Annotated in this window: 15 protein-coding genes; 3 read left to right on the top strand and 12 right to left on the bottom strand. The window is 64.2% G+C overall.

Features of this window, described 5'->3' with window-relative positions:
- Positions 1-73: 73 nt before the first annotated feature.
- Together C2L64_RS25035 and C2L64_RS25030 are read left to right on the top strand one after the other, a co-directional pair.
- Positions 74-2,518, top strand: coding sequence for an ATP-binding protein (locus C2L64_RS25035; RefSeq protein ID WP_007583563.1), 2,445 nt, complete (start codon positions 74-76; stop codon positions 2,516-2,518).
- 27 nt (positions 2,519-2,545) lie between these two features.
- Positions 2,546-2,980, top strand: coding sequence for a response regulator (locus tag C2L64_RS25030; protein ID WP_039900743.1), 435 nt, complete (start codon positions 2,546-2,548; stop codon positions 2,978-2,980).
- On the opposite strand, the gene C2L64_RS25025 is transcribed toward C2L64_RS25030, so the two are convergent.
- On the bottom strand, positions 2,977-4,611 hold the full coding sequence (locus C2L64_RS25025) for a sensor histidine kinase (protein ID WP_007583569.1): 1,635 nt from the start codon (positions 4,609-4,611) through the stop codon (positions 2,977-2,979). The two genes, C2L64_RS25030 and C2L64_RS25025, sit on opposite strands and share 4 nt — an antisense overlap.
- Positions 4,612-5,011: 400 nt before the next feature.
- Between C2L64_RS25025 and C2L64_RS25020 the strand changes: the two genes are divergently transcribed.
- Positions 5,012-5,443, top strand: coding sequence for a response regulator (locus C2L64_RS25020; protein ID WP_090837903.1), 432 nt, complete (start codon positions 5,012-5,014; stop codon positions 5,441-5,443).
- Positions 5,444-5,471: 28 nt separating this feature from the next.
- Here C2L64_RS25020 and C2L64_RS25015 read toward each other — a convergent pair whose 3' ends face one another.
- The 11 genes from C2L64_RS25015 to C2L64_RS24965 all read right to left on the bottom strand — a co-directional run bounded on the left by C2L64_RS25015 (position 5,472) and on the right by C2L64_RS24965 (position 14,677).
- The gene (locus C2L64_RS25015; RefSeq protein ID WP_007583573.1) at positions 5,472-6,080 is read right to left on the bottom strand and encodes a biliverdin-producing heme oxygenase; all 609 of its coding nucleotides are present in this window, start codon (positions 6,078-6,080) and stop codon (positions 5,472-5,474) included.
- 212 nt (positions 6,081-6,292) lie between these two features.
- Positions 6,293-6,502 carry a CsbD family protein gene (locus C2L64_RS25010; protein WP_007583575.1) on the bottom strand — a complete coding sequence of 70 codons (210 nt, stop codon included), beginning with the start codon at positions 6,500-6,502 and terminating at the stop codon, positions 6,293-6,295.
- 100 nt (positions 6,503-6,602) lie between these two features.
- Positions 6,603-6,815: a hypothetical protein gene (locus C2L64_RS25005; RefSeq protein ID WP_007583577.1), complete on the bottom strand. Its 213-nt coding sequence runs from the start codon at positions 6,813-6,815 to the stop codon at positions 6,603-6,605.
- 141 nt (positions 6,816-6,956) lie between these two features.
- Positions 6,957-7,814 carry a 2OG-Fe(II) oxygenase gene (locus C2L64_RS25000; RefSeq protein WP_007583579.1) on the bottom strand — a complete coding sequence of 286 codons (858 nt, stop codon included), beginning with the start codon at positions 7,812-7,814 and terminating at the stop codon, positions 6,957-6,959.
- A 75-nt stretch (positions 7,815-7,889) separates the two neighbouring features.
- Positions 7,890-8,363: a nuclear transport factor 2 family protein gene (locus C2L64_RS24995; RefSeq protein ID WP_007583581.1), complete on the bottom strand. Its 474-nt coding sequence runs from the start codon at positions 8,361-8,363 to the stop codon at positions 7,890-7,892.
- Between the two features lie 193 nt (positions 8,364-8,556).
- Positions 8,557-9,834, bottom strand: a complete 1,278-nt coding sequence (locus tag C2L64_RS24990) for a patatin-like phospholipase family protein (RefSeq protein WP_007583583.1) — start codon at positions 9,832-9,834, stop codon at positions 8,557-8,559.
- Positions 9,835-9,976: 142 nt separating this feature from the next.
- Entirely contained in the window at positions 9,977-11,440 is a 1,464-nt protein-coding gene (locus tag C2L64_RS24985; protein ID WP_007583585.1) for a vWA domain-containing protein, read from the bottom strand.
- Positions 11,441-11,472: 32 nt separating this feature from the next.
- Positions 11,473-12,117 carry a TadE/TadG family type IV pilus assembly protein gene (locus C2L64_RS24980; RefSeq protein ID WP_007583586.1) on the bottom strand — a complete coding sequence of 215 codons (645 nt, stop codon included), beginning with the start codon at positions 12,115-12,117 and terminating at the stop codon, positions 11,473-11,475.
- Between the two features lies 1 nt (position 12,118).
- Positions 12,119-12,646, bottom strand: a complete 528-nt coding sequence (locus tag C2L64_RS24975; protein WP_007583588.1) for a TadE/TadG family type IV pilus assembly protein — start codon at positions 12,644-12,646, stop codon at positions 12,119-12,121.
- A gap of 21 nt (positions 12,647-12,667) precedes the next feature.
- Positions 12,668-13,645: a type II secretion system F family protein gene (locus C2L64_RS24970; protein WP_007583590.1), complete on the bottom strand. Its 978-nt coding sequence runs from the start codon at positions 13,643-13,645 to the stop codon at positions 12,668-12,670.
- Positions 13,646-13,696: 51 nt separating this feature from the next.
- Positions 13,697-14,677, bottom strand: coding sequence for a type II secretion system F family protein (locus tag C2L64_RS24965; protein WP_007583592.1), 981 nt, complete (start codon positions 14,675-14,677; stop codon positions 13,697-13,699).
- Positions 14,678-14,700 lie beyond the last annotated feature (23 nt).

Raw genomic sequence — 14,700 nt, 5'->3', positions numbered from 1 at the left:
AATCCAGCAAGCGCCTGCGCGCAGAACCCGCAACGCGTATGCGAGAATGGCGCGACCGTCACATGGAGAAAGCATGTCGAACGTATCGCGCGTCAACGAAGAGCCCACCGCAGACATGGAACGCGCGATGGTCGATTGCGCCCGCGAACCGATCCATATTCCGGGCGGCATCCAGCCGCATGGTTTTCTCTTCTGCGTGACGGACGACGGCATCGTCATACAGGTCAGCGCGAACGTTGCGTCGCTCGTGCAAACGCCGCTCGACGGTGTGCTCGGCAAGCCCTTGTCAGGCGTGCTCGGCGAAGCAGCGTCACTCGCCATCACCGCGCTCGCATCGCTCGATACGGAAGGCGTGCCGCTCTATGTCGGCTCGATCGACGACCCGCGCCGCGCCGCGCAGCACGACGCACATCACTCGCCGCTCGCCATCGTCGTGCATCGCTATCAGGGCATCGCCTTCGTCGAACTGGAACCGGCGCGCGGCACGGCCGATGTGTTCTGGTCGATGTATCCGCTGGTGCGCACCTTCATCAACCGCTTGCAGGAAGTACACGGCGTCGCCGATCTGGCCGCGCTCGCCGCGCAGGAAGTGCAGCGCATCACGGGCTACGGGCGCACGCTCGTCTACGACTTCGACGACGAAGGCAACGGCCACGTGATCGCCGAGGCGCTTGAAGGAGGCTACCCGTCGTACATGGACCAGCGCTTTCCCGGCTCCGATATTCCGCCGCAAGCGCGCGCGCTCTACGTGCGCAACCGCATCCGCCTGATCGCCGATGCGGATTACGCGCCCGCCCCGCTCGTGCCGGCACTGAATCCCGTCACGCACGCGCCGACCGATCTCACTTACGCGTCGCTGCGCAGCGTGTCGCCTGTGCACGTGCAATACATGAAGAACATGGGCACCTGGTCGTCGATGTCGATGTCGATCGTCGTGCGCGGCAAGCTGTGGGGGCTAATCTCATGCCACCACGCGAGCGCGCGCGTGCCGCCTTTCGAAGTGCGCACCGCATGCGAGCACATCGCGCAGGTGCTGTCGCTGCAAGTTGAAGCGAAGGAAGATTACGCGGAAGCCGAGCACCGGCTCGAACTGCGCCGCCGCCAGTCGCGCCTGCTCGCGACGATGGCGAACACCGATCACTTCATCGACGCGCTCACGAACGATCCACGCGAACTGCTCGCGCTGACCAATTCGACGGGCGCGGCGATCGTGTTCGACGGACGCATCGTGCCCATCGGCAACGCACCCGACGGAGCGACCATCGAACAGCTCGTCGCGTGGCTCGACACGCAAAGCGACGACATCTGGTCGACCGACGATCTCGCGCATGCATGGGGACGCCCGGCGAACGCCGAGTACGCGGGCATGCTCGCGCTGTCCATCTCGAAGCTGTTTCGCAACTACGTGATCTGGTTTCGCGCGGAGGTCGTGCGCACGCTCAAATGGGCAGGCGATCCGCGCACAAAACTGTCGTCGCTGTCGGCGTCGCTATCGCCGCGCGAGAGCTTCGAAACATGGACAGAAACCGTGCGCGGCCGCTCTTCGCCGTGGCGGCAGGCCGAGCTCGAAATCGCCGGCGAGTTTCGCACCGCGCTGCTCGGCATCGTGCTCGGGCGCGCCGAAGAACTGGCGCAGCTCGCGCTGGAACTCGGTCGCGCGAACCAGGAGCTCGAAGGCTTTTCGTACACTGTGTCGCACGATCTGCGTGCGCCGCTGCGGCATATCGTCGGCTTCGCCGATCTGCTGCGCGAGATGGACAGCGCGAAGCTCTCAGAACGCGGACGGCATTTCGTTGAGCGGATCATCGGGGCCGCGCGCTTCGGCGGCAAGCTGGTCGACGATCTGCTCGCGTTCTCGCAAATGGGCCGCGCCGCGCTGCGCCCGCAAAGCATCGATCTGCGCACGCTCGCGCAAACGCTGGCCGCCGACGAGCAACGCAACACGGGCGAGCGCCCTATCGAATGGCGCATCGGCGATCTGCCGGAAGTCACGGCGGACCCCGTGCTGCTCCATGTCGTGCTGCGGAACCTGATCGAGAATGCAGTAAAATTCAGCCGCCTTCGCGACGATCCCAAAGCCCCTGCCATCATCGAGATTTCGAGCAAGGCGGGCGTTGGCGAGCTTGCGGGCCAGCGCGTCGTGTTCGTGCGCGACAACGGCGTCGGCTTCGACATGCGCTATGTCGACAAGCTGTTCGGCGTGTTCCAGCGGCTGCATCGCGCGGAAGAATTCGAGGGGACGGGCATCGGGCTTGCAAGCGTGCGACGTATTGTCGAACGTCATGGCGGCAAGACATGGGCCGAAGGGAAATTGAACGAAGGCGCGACCATCTATTTCTCGTTGCCGCTGACGTTTACGCCCGACATGTATCCGCGCGACGAGAGCGCGACAGCGGCCGTGGCACGGCTCGCGGCGCTTTCGCCGGGACAACCGTTCAGGCCGGTGCCAAAGGAACTCAACGCCGAGTTCAACACGGAACCGGCTCCAGATGGCGCGAACGACACCAGGCGCGAATGACGCGCTCATGCTAACGAGGAACTACGCGTGCTAAGACCCATCCTGCTGGTGGAAGACAACGTCAACGACATCGAGCTGACGCTCATCGCGCTCGAAAAGACGCGCCTGGCGAACCCCGTCGTATCGATTCGCGACGGCGCGGAAGCGCTCGATTATCTGCGGCGCGAAGGTCAGTACGCTGACCGCAAGGACGAGAATCCCGCCGTCATTCTGCTCGACAAGAAGCTGCCGAAAATCGACGGTCATGAAGTGCTGAAACACGTGCGCGCCGACGACAAGCTCAAGCGCATTCCCGTCGTGATGCTCACGTCGTCGCGCGAAGAGAAGGATTTACTGCGCAGCTACGATCTCGGTGTAAATGCCTACGTGGTGAAGCCCGTCGAATTCGACGACTTCATGGGTGCGATCAATGATCTGGGCATGTTCTGGGCCGTGCTCAACGAGCCGCCGCCCTATCGCTAACGATAAAGCGGCAGCGTCACCTTGAATGTGGCGCCCTGCCCGTGCCCCGCGCTTTCGGCCGTCACGCTGCCTTGATGCAGATCGACGAGATGCTTGACGAGCCACAGCCCAAGCCCGAGGCCCGCGACGCGTCCGCCGCTTTCGGGGTTGATCTGCTCGAAGCGCTCGAAAATGCGCGCCAGCGCATCGGGCTCGATGCCGCAGCCCGTATCGCGCACGCTCAGTTCCGCCTGCTGGCCGTTCACCGTCACGCTGAGTTCGACTTCGCCCTGCGCGCAGAACTTCACGGCGTTCGACAGCAGATTCCACGCGACCTGCTTCATCCGGCTTTCGTCGGCCATCACGACGCACGGCGCGAGTTCGCCTACCCGCAGCCGCAGCCCTTTCGTTTCCGCCGTCATGCGAATGTCTTCGACGACGTTGCCCGCGAGCGCGCCGAGGTCGACAGGTTGCAGGCTCACCGACAGCTTGCCCGTCGCGATCGCGCCGCTGTCGAGAAGATCGTCGACCATGTGCGACAGCTGATGCGCATTGCGTTCGATCACGCCCGCCGCGCGTGTAACATGTGACAGATCGGCCGCGCGCTGCAGCAGCAGCGTCCACGACAAGATCGCCCCGAGCGGTGAACGCAGTTCGTGACTCACGGCCGTGACGAAGTGATCCATGGCGCGCGCCACTTCGTCGCTATGCTCTCTCGCGCGCTTCTCGGATTCGGCGATCGCGCGCTGTTCGAGTTCGGCCTCCTTGCGCGACGTGATATCGAGCGTGAAGCCGACGATCGCCTTCAGGGTTTCGTCTGCCTGGTAACGGCCGAGGCCGCGCAGCAAAATCCAGTGCACCGAGCGGTCGGGCCATGTGACGCGGAACTCCACTTCGAAGTGCTCGCGCTGCGCGAGCGCGCGATCCATCGCCTCTTTCACGCGTGCACGGTCGGCTTCATCGACGAGTTCATCGAACAGCAGCGTCTGCGTCAACGTGTCTGACGGTGCAAGACCGAGGTTCACCTTGCATTGATCGGTGCCTTCGATCATGCCTGTGGCCTGATCCAACTCCCACGCGCCGACATGCGCGAACGCGAGCGCCTGACGCAACTGCTCGCGATGCGCGCGCAATTCCGCATTCGCCTCGTCGACCAGCACCTGACGCAAGCGTGCCTGTGAACGAAGCTTGGCGCGCTCGCGCTGATCGCGCTCGGTGACGGCAATCGAATCGCTGACATCCATCACGCACAGGCCGATCATCGGCGCACTGCCGTCGCCGGCATCGATCATCGATGTGCGCACCTGCCAGTAACGTGGCGTGAGCGTGTCGTCGCGATGGTCCGGGGCGGGTGTGTCGTAGCGCAGCTGCGGTGAGAGGCGGGTTTCGCCTGGCGCGAGACCGGGCAGCATCGAATCGAGCCAGTTGCGTCGCAAATCGCGTTGCGATTGCGAGCCGAACTGGTTGATGTCGTAGACGGAACGGCCCCGGATATCGGACAGCGTGACGCCATGCATCTGGCGATAACGCGCGTTCGCCATCACAACTTCGAACTGCCCGTCGAGGATCAGCCATGCATCCGGCAACAGTTCGAACACCTGCGTGGTGTTCACCGGCAACGCGGCGCGCTGTTGGCTGGTTAGTCTCTCCATAGATTCGCAGTCTACCTGAAAGAAACCGGACACATGCCGACCAACGGCAAGCTCGCGGCGCGTTTTGTGCGCGTTTCCCGCTACGTCGGAGCAGGAATAATCGACACCGCAGCGCGTCAGAACTTACAACGACGCGGATATTTTTTGCTAAACGCTCTTACTTGCAAGACAGCCGCGTCGGGCGCGCCATTCGTGCTCGCACGGTGAGCGACGGCTGGCTGGAAGTCCCGCTGCGCTTGGCAGCGGGCTATGTTCGGCAGCGCGGCAAACCGTCCGCGCAGCGGCGTCAAACGTGACGCTGATTGGATTGGCACGGGTCATGCGTGCGTGCAAACCAGTTGACGATGACGTTTCGCGCGCACCCGAGCCCGGCTGCGCGATCAGAAGTTTGCCTGTACATATGGATTCGAACGCACTATCGGACAGCCGCCTTCCTACCATCCTGCTCATCGACGACGAGCCGGACCTGTTAATCGCGTGGGCGCTTCTGCTCGAACTGGAGGGTTTCCACGTACTCACGGCCTTCGAGCCGCGCAAGGGCGTCGAGCTTGCGCAGCGCGTGCACCCCGCCCGTGTCATCACGGATCTGATGATGCCCGGCATGGATGGCGCCGAGGTATGCCGCACGCTCAAGAACGACCCCGCTCTCGACGGCATGCCCGTGATCCTGTGGAGCGCATCGACCGACATTCCAACCGACCTGGATTGCGAATGCACGCTGCACAAGCCCGTTGCGCGCGAGACCTTGCTGGATCAGGTCGATCTGCTGCTGGGCCGTCTGCACGACGGCGCCAGGCCCGTACGCGGCGGGGGCGATGCGTCGTTGAACTAGCGCCACGCGCCGTTTCAATCCTCCCTGATCAGGCCGCACGCGTCTCCGGAAGCAATCCCAGCAACCGATCGAACGCCACCTTCGCGCCTTCACATGCACGCGCGATCTCGTGCGGCGTGACGACCTGCGCGCGCATGGCGTCGATGAAACTTTTCCAGCGCGGCCCCGGCGGCACGCCGTCGCCGCTCAGATAGCGCAACGGATGCGGTGCGAGCGTCTCGCTCAAACGCCGGTACAGCACGGTGCCGCCCAGTTGCGACCCTTCGATCACATAGCACACGCCCCAGCGGAAAGCGGCATCGTCGACATCCGGCGGCATTGCCTGTTCGAGAGGCTCATCCGCGATCTGTTCGGTACGCAATGAAGACTCAGCGAGATCGCGCACGATCAACGGCATCCGCGCAACGAAGGGCAATGCGCGTTGCGGTCCATCGTCGAAGTTCGCCAGCCATTGCTCCAGCGGCGCGAGCCATGCAGCAACTAGTTGCACGTGCAAGCGATAGTCGCGTAGCGTCGGTGCGTCGGCTGAGAGCGGCATCGCCGAATCGATCAGTGCATGGCGGCTGCCCGTCGCTTCGCGCAGCGCGGCGAGCACATCGGGCGTATCGGTAGAAAGCGTTGCAGGCGGCAGACTCACGCGGGGTTCCGGAATGGGTTGAATGGACCGTTCATTTTCATTTTAATGGCGATGAACCGCACGCACCCGCGCGATCCGGCATTAACTCGACACAAAACGGGCCGCGCTTTCACGCGGCCCAGCGGGCTTCGCCCGTCTGCTTGTTCGCTCCCTGTGATCGAACGGCCGGGCGGCCATTAACACAACAGAAGCGCCGCCCGGCAACGCCGCGATCAGTGATGCTTGCGGTTTTCGCGTGCGATGTCCTTTGCGTTTTCCTTTGCGTCTTCCTTCGCATCGCCATACGACTTCTGTATTTCGCCGGCGCCTTGCTGCAGGTCGCCCTTCAGTTCCTGGCTACGGTTGCCAGTGGCCTTGCCGACAGCCTCGTTGACCTTGCCCTTCACCTTTTCGACCGTACCCTTCACTTGATCCTTGTTCATGGCTGACTCCGTCTGGTTACGCCGACGCAACGGTTGCGCCAGTCATCGGGAATCGAGCATTCGCTGTGCCTGACCCGCACCGCACAGCCGCCGTACAGCATTAACAACCGACGGTGGGTGCGCGCGTTTCGAGCGCCCGCAGCAATTCGTCGAGCCTGCTGGCACGCGAGCGTTGCGACGGCACCAGCCGTGCCGCCAGCACGGCGTTGAGCCGGGTGCGCCAGTATGAAAGCGGGAAACGATGTTCGGCGGCCATACGGGCGAGTACCCGCTCGAGATGTTGCAACTCGCTTTCCAGTTGATAGTTGTCCATTGTCGGTCCCCTGATATTGTTTCAGCCCGAGGGGCATAGGCGTGGCGTTCGTCATGTCGATCGCGCCTGAAACGAGCCACGCATGCGCTGGCCCTTATACAGCACCCGCCATACCCGGATGCACTGCGCATCGCGGGCGCGCTAGACGTACGGGCGCTCACGCATCCATTTCGTCATGATCCACTTGTCGCCGCTCGTGACGGGCGCGCCGCCGTGCAGCGTCAGCGGATCGAGCTGGCGGCGCCCGTTCATGTAGCGGAAGTAGATCGCGCCGCCTTGCCGCGCCATCACCGCGAGCCCCGCGTCCGGAAACACCGTTTCACCGCCGCCCTCGACGTCGCTTAGGTAGACGATCAGCGTCGCGACACGCTGGCCGCCGCGCGCCGTGTGCAGCACGCTGCCGTTCTGGCCTGGCGGGAAATAGTCGAAGTGCGGACGGTACTCGCCGCCTTGCCTGTAGTGCAAAATCTGCAGGCCTTCGCCGTGTTCGAGCGGCCAGTTCATCAACGCGGAGATGCGGTGGTCCAGCCGTTCGATGAACGCGTCCTCGCAGCGCTGGAACCAGAAGCCTTCGCTGGTGCGCAGCTGGATCACGTCTTCGCTGCCATTCTCGGGATTGACGGTGGTCGAACGCTTCAGCCGGTGCCGTGCGCGTTCGATCAACTCTGCGCATTCTTCGCCCGACAACACGTCGTCGAATGCGATCACCTGCGGGCGCTCGAAGCGTATGCGCACCGTCACGTCGCGGTCGTGCGCGTGCACCGTGTTGCCCGCCGCGACGGGACAGGCATCGTAGTGATAGGCGCGCGCTTCGTCTTCCGGCGAAGCAATGACGGCCGCCACCGCGCCCGTCTCCGATGTCGCGCGGCGCACGATTTCACGCGCTGCGTCGATCTCGAAGCCGCCCTGCACCATCGCCTCGATCATCGATTCCTGCGTACACCCGCGGCTCACGTTGGTCGCGAGCCATTCCCGCCATGCAGCATCCATCTCGCGCATCCCATCCCCCGCTGCTTCGTTGTCGCGCTCGCCGGGGCCCGGTCAGGACCGGCTCAACGCGCGTTCATGCTCCGTTCATGCCGCTTTCGCGCGAAACGCGGCCAGCCCGCGTTTTGCCTGCGCGCGGATCGCGTTCTGCACGAAAGGCGTCCAGCCGAGCAGCGCGCCCTTCGCGCCCAACGCCTGACTGGCCCAGCGCCACAGATCGAAACGGTCGTGATGCTCGACGATCAGTCCGTCGCGAAACACGAAACGCGCGTCGATCTGGTTGACCACCGTCCTGCCTGTCTGGCTGAACACATAGCTCGCGACCCAATGCGCGCTGCCGCTGTCGCCATCGGCAACGACATGGCTGAAGGCCAGCGTGAACTTCTGCGCACGCGACACCAGCATGCGCCACATGTCGGTCACTTCGCCGCCGTGCAGCTCGACGAACACGGGGTCGCTGAAGGTCACGTCGGGCGCGTAGCACGCTGCCATCGCGTCGACATCGCGCCGCTGGAATGCTTCGTAGAATCTCTCGATCAATGCCGCATTCGGATGAGTCATCTCGGTCTTGTGCTCGCCGTTTTCGTTTTTGCCAGCCTATATCAGGCTATACCAGGCTATAAGAGCCTGTGTCTTCCGGCACCTGCCGCTCCGACAGCGCCGCATCGCGGCGCGTCGTTCCGGACGTCAGTGCCATTCACCCAAGGTACAACACGCTCACGCGATTGCGCAATCGTTCAGATATGTCGCCGTCTTACGCCGCTTCCGGGTCCGAGCGATGAATCGCGATGCCTTCCATCGGGTCCGGCTCCTCGCGCCACGGCGCGCGTTCGATCATCCGTTGCGCGTCGGCATAGCCCGCTTCCCAGCGCCGCCGGATGCCGTCCTTCGAAAAGTCGATGTCCTTGTGCATATCGTCGCGCCCGAAGTTCGGCGCATCGAGCTCGATCACCTGCATCGTGGTGCCGCAACCCCAGTTCAGCAGTTCCTTGACGGCAGCCGTGTCGCGCTGGTCTTCGGGCAGATGCTTGCCGAGTTCGCGGATCACGTGCCGCAGCCGGTGAATCTGCCGCTGCCGTTCGAGATGGCTCTCGGCGCGGCTCGAATACTGGATGTCGCGCTGTCGGCTCATCGCTTGCTGGATCGACGCGGGTTCGTCGCCATGCGCGGGCCACAGTTGCACGGTGAAGATCACGGAACTGTTCCGCGGCCGGTCGTCGAGCACGGCTTCGAGCGGCGTGTTCGAGTAGATGCCGCCGTCCCAGTACGCCTCGCCGTCGATGCGCACGGAAGGAAAGCCCGGCGGAAACGCCGCCGACGCCATCACATGCTCGACATCGAGTGGTGCGTCGCGATTGGTGAAATAGCGCATATGGCCACTGCCCACGCTGACCGTGCCGACCGTCAGCCGCGTCTGCTTGCGGTTCAGATAATCGAAATCGATCAGCGACGCGAGCGTCTCGCGCAGCGGCTCCGTGTGATAGAACGCCGCCTGCTCGATGCCGACGGGCGCATGCAGCGCGAGCCATGCGTCGGCGCGCGGCGTGAAGAAGGCGGGCAAGCCTTGCGCCATGATCGACAGGTTGCGCAGCCACTGCTCGTAGCCGGGAATCCATGCGGCCCACGCAGTGGTCAGATACGCGGGCAGACCGAGCGCAGCGCAGCCGGGCGCGCAGGCAGAAAGCCAGTCCGGCGCATGCTGGCCCGTCCACGTGACACGGTCCCAGAATGTGCGCAGGCGGCTCATCCGGTCTTCGGGACGGTTGCCCGCGATGATCGCGCCGTTGATCGCGCCGATCGACGTGCCGATCACCCAGTCGGGTTCGATCCCGGCGTCGTGCAGCGCTTCAAATACGCCCGCCTGATAGGCGCCCAGCGCGCCGCCGCCTTGCAGCACAAGCACGACCTGGGCGTCGATCCCGGGACGCGCGGACGCGCCGCGCGTTTCCTCGCTCTTGCGTACCCCCGTGGCGGCGCGCGAGGCCTGTGCAGAAGGCTGCGCCGCCGCGTGCGCCGCGGTTTTCTTGACCATCGTGCTTCTCCGTCGAGAAACGAAGCGTTCATCTGGAGACCTGCGGCCGCGCCGCAGGCAATCACACGATAGCGCACCTTTATTGCGCGCGCACTTCAAGGCGCGCCTGTCACGGCAACGCCACATGTCCCCGCTCCCGCCGCTACTTCGCGATGCGCAGGATGGCCGAGGCCAGTTGCGCGTAGCACGGCTTGATGTCGTCGGTTGTCGCCGCGTAGCAGTACACGCCCACGGGCTGCTTCGCGTCGTAGCAGCGGCTCGGGCCATCCGCCACGTTGGCGATGCATTTGAGAATGTCCTGGCCAAGCTCGCCGCTGCCCGCGCCCGTCTTGGTCAACAGCGACGGGCCGTAGCCGAGCGCAAATACAAAGATGCCTTCCGCGCGCGCTTTCGCCGCCATCATTTCCATCAGATTGCGCGCCGCGTTGTTCACGTTGTTGAACTTCGTCGTCATGGCGGTGACTTGCGCGGGGGTCGGCTTGCCATTATTCACCGTGCCGACAATGGGCATCTGGCCGTCGACCGGCCGCGTCAGCGTGCCCGCGGCGGGCGACGCCGATGTAATGGGCAAGGTGGCTGAAGCATCCGATGCAGCGTGCACGTCGTAGGTGGCGGGCAGGCTCTTCACGTTGTCCGCATACTTGTCGTAGCAGCTGCTCTGCTGGTTTTGCGCCGTCATGCTGTCGAATGCGCCAGGGTTGCCATTCCAGCTGTTCGTATCCTTGCCCGTCGTGGACGGCGGACCGTCGCTCGTGATGATCGTGTATTTGCCCGCTGCGCACGTCGTGTTTGCTGCCGCGAACGAAGCCGCGAAGCTGTTCGGCGCGCCGTCCGAAAAGAACACGATCACGCGCAGGCTGGACGGCTGCGTGATGACGTGGTCGAGCTGGTACTTCGCATTCCAGATCGCATCCACGGATGCCGTATTGCCACCGAAGCTGTAATTCGTGATCTTGTTCGTCATCGTCGTGCGGTCGAAGCCGCGGCTCTGGTCGCTCTTGAACGGCACGTCGACGACCGTGCCCGCCGCGAAGTGCATCAGCGAGACGCGGTCGGTCGACGTATTGAAGTTGTTGAGAAACGCCGTCGACCCGGAGCGCACGGCCGCCTGCGTCTTCGTGTCGCTCATCGAGCCCGTCACATCGACCACGAACGACATATCCAGATCGCGCCGGATCGCCTCGCCTGTAGTCGCCACATTGAGCAGCTTGAAACCCTGAACCTGCATCAGCGTGAGCGGTACGCTCGCCTGCGCGGCGAGATCGATGGTCACCGTGCCCTTGTTGATGTTGACCGACGGCGCACTGAGCGTTGCCGTCGAACCGAGAAAGCCCTGCGGATAGTTCGCGGCAAAGAACGCATTCGCGGCCGTGGTCGCGTTGCTGATCTGCTCGTCCTGGGTCGAGCCGCGCGTGACAGCCTGGCCCGCCGCGACCAGCGCGCCGTCCACCGCCGAATCCAGCCGCGCCTTGACCATGTAGCCGAGACCCGAGTCGATCGCGAGCCCCGCGATGCCCAGCAGCGCGATCAGCGACACCGCGACGAGTATGCTCACCGAACCTTGCTGCCGCCTGAGCGCGTGTGTGTTTCTTTTGAATGTTTTCATTGCTTCCCCCGGTGCTTCGAACTGCTTGACCTTCAGAACACGCTCATCGAATACAGGTTCGGCGACAGCGCGGGCGTCGTGATGCCGCCGCCCAGGTTGATCGCGCCGATCAGCGGCTGCTGCACATAGAAGCTTTCGACGGCATACGCGATCTGTCCGTCGGACAGCTTGCCCTTGAGCAGATCGACCGCTTGCGCCGGCGTCTTGCCGCCGAGGCCGTTGCACGCGCCGCTGCCGTCCGTGGCCCACGAGGTGCCCGCTGACGAGCAGTTCCAGATCTTGCTGGCCGCGCTGCCGTCGCTGCCGCCCGTCCATTTCCATTGCGCGACGACCGTCCCCGTGCAGCCGTTGCCTTTCGCGTCGCAGCCTTGCGAGCCCATGATCTGCGTGATGTAGATCATGCCGTTCGCGCTCATGTTGAGCGGCGGCGTCGTGGACGCGAGCGACGACATGATGGTCTGCATCGGATACGTGGCCGCCGCGCGCGACGACAGGTTCGCGCCTTCGCGGCTCACGTTGATGAGGATCATCTGCGCCTGAATGTTGCGCGCGATGTCGTAGAGCGGCAGAGCGATGCCCAGCAGCAGCGGCAGCAGCAACGCAAACTCGACACTGACGATCCCTTTGGCATTGCCTCGTGCGTAACGGCGCCCCTCGAGCCGTGGTCTCGTCTTCATGTCAGAAGCCCTCGTTACGCATGGTCGCGGCGACGCTGAAGTTGAAGAAGCCGCCGGGAAAGAACGAGCGGATCATCGGCGTGATCATCGGCCACGCACAGTTGACCTGCAGCACGACGATGTCGCCGGGATTGCCGAACATGCTCGACGTGTAGCTCGCGTCGCTCGCATAGCTTTGCGCCTTGCCGCTGTTGACCGTGATCGCGTAGCTCGGATTGACGAGGGGATACAGGCCCATCGACTGCTCCCTGATCTCCTGAATCACGGCGAGATAGCGCTGCGGACTCTTCTGGTTCGGGTCGAGCCCCGTCTGTCCCGTCACCGCGTAGCGCGCACCCTCGCGCACCGCGTATTGCATGGTCAGGTTCACCCACAGTGCGACGCCGAGATCCATCACCATGCACAGCAGAAAGAACAGTATGGGCGCGATAAACGCGAATTCGAGCGTCGCGACGCCAAGTTGCCTGCGGCGGCGGCCTTGAGAACGGCTCGCGCATGGCACTCGCAGATGAGGACGCGTGGTTTTCATCGTGTCTCTCCCGCAATGGGTTCAGTGCATGCCGCCCATCGTCGGCAGCAGTTGCCGCGCGACCTGCATCGCAGCGGGCCCGATCAGCACCATGATCAGCGTCGGAAAGATGCAGAACATCAGCGGAAAGAGCAGCTTGAGCGCGATCTTCGCCGCCTGTTCTTCGGCGCGCATCCGGCGTTTGGTGCGCAGCGTGTCGATGAACACACGCAGCGAATCGCCCACGCTCGTGCCGAAGCGGTCCGCCTGAATCAGCATCGACGTGAGCGTGTCGATGTCCTCGATGCCCGTGCGCAGCGCGAGATTGCGCAGCGCCTTGTCGCGCCCCGCGCCGGCGCGCAGTTCGAGCAGCACCAGCTCCAGCTCTTCCTTCAACGCGTGGCTCTTCACGCCGATTTCCTCGGCGACGCGCTGCATCGCCGCGTCCAGCCCGAGTCCTGCTTCGACGCAGACGGTCATCAGATCGAGCGCATCGGGCAGGTCTTCGAAGAGGCTGCGCTGGCGCTTCTCGACGAGACGGCTCAACACCACGTTCGGCAGATAGAAGCCGAGCGCCGCCATCAAGAGCGTCGCCATCAGCAGGAATTTCTGCGCGTCGGGGCCCGCGAACAGCGTGACGCCGAGCAGCGCGAGCGCGGGCAGCACGAGCGCGAGCAGCGTCTTCGCGGCGAAGTAGATCGCGGGCGCGACTTCGCTGCGCATGCCCGCATTCGCGAAGCGCCGCCGCAACGCGGACTTGTCCCAATCGTCCTTCGGCAGCGACAACTTTGCGACGTGTTGCGAGACCTTCGTGACTGTTTCCATCCACGCCGGGCTGTCGTCGGCGTCCGCACCCGGCGTGCCTGCTGCAGCCCCCATCGCACCCGCCGCCGACGACGCCGCAATGCCGTCGATACGGCGCTTCAGCGGATCGGGACGCAGCAGCGACATGGCCTTCCACGCTGCGCCGAACACGATCGCAAACATCGCGGCCAGCACGGCAAGCTGTTCGGTTTCCATGATTTCCCCGTTGTGTTGCGTTCGTTATTTGTTCGCGTCGTTGGTCGGCTGCTAGACGTGGATGCGCACCGTTTTGCGCAGCCACAGAATGCCGAAGAACATCATCCCCAGCCCGAGGCCCGCAATCTGCTGGCCGGTGGGGTCTTCCCAGAACACCTTGCAGTAGCTGGGGTTCAGCACCGACAACGCGGCGATCACAATGAACGGCAGCAGCCCCAGAATCCACGCGGACAGCCGCCCTTCCGCCGACAGCACGCGCACCTTGGCGAGCAGCTTGAGCCGTTCGCGGATGATGCCGGCGATGTTGCCGAGAATCTCCGCGAGATTGCCGCCCGCCTCGCGCTGGATCAGCACGGCAATCACGAAGTAGCGCACGTCGTCGACGGGCACGCGGTTCACGAGATTCAACAGCGCGTCGTTCATCGAGACGCCGTAGTTGATTTCGTCGAAGGCGATGCGGAACTCGCCGCCGAGCGGATTCGGCAGCTCGTCGCCCACCATGCCGAGCGCGGCGGGAAACGAATGGCCGGCGCGCAGCGCGCGGGCGATCAGATCTGCGGCATCGGGCAGCTGACGTTCAAGCTTGACGATGCGCTTTGCGCGCTTGCCGCGCAGATACACGAGCGGCAGCAGCGCAGCCGCGCCCGCTACCACGAGCGCGATGGCGAACGGCAGATGCATCGCGCCCACGCCGAACACGAGCCCCGCGCCCCCGAAGGCGACCGTGTAGCCGACGAAGCGCCCGACCGACCACGTCAACCCCGACTGCTGCAGATACAGATCGAGCCGATGCACGCGCGGCATGCGCATCAGCATGCGCGTGAGCGTGGGCGATTCGCTCAGCATGCGCTGCTTGAGAATCGACATCTGTTCGCCGCTGACGTGGCCGCCCGCCGACATCGCGCGAATCCGCGCGTCCGTGCGCTTGACGACCGGGCCATGCCGGCTGTTCCAGTACAGGTACACGCTCTCGATCAGCAGCACGATCGCGACGAAGCCGAGAACAGCAAAAGCCAGCAGTGTCGTATCCATTTCCGCCTCCTTGGTATCAGACC

Origin of the sequence: Paraburkholderia hospita, from assembly GCF_002902965.1 — a bacterium.
Lineage (GTDB): Bacteria > Pseudomonadota > Gammaproteobacteria > Burkholderiales > Burkholderiaceae > Paraburkholderia > Paraburkholderia hospita.
Note: the sequence above shows the minus strand (reverse complement) of the source record. Positions and strands in the feature narration are given on the sequence as shown.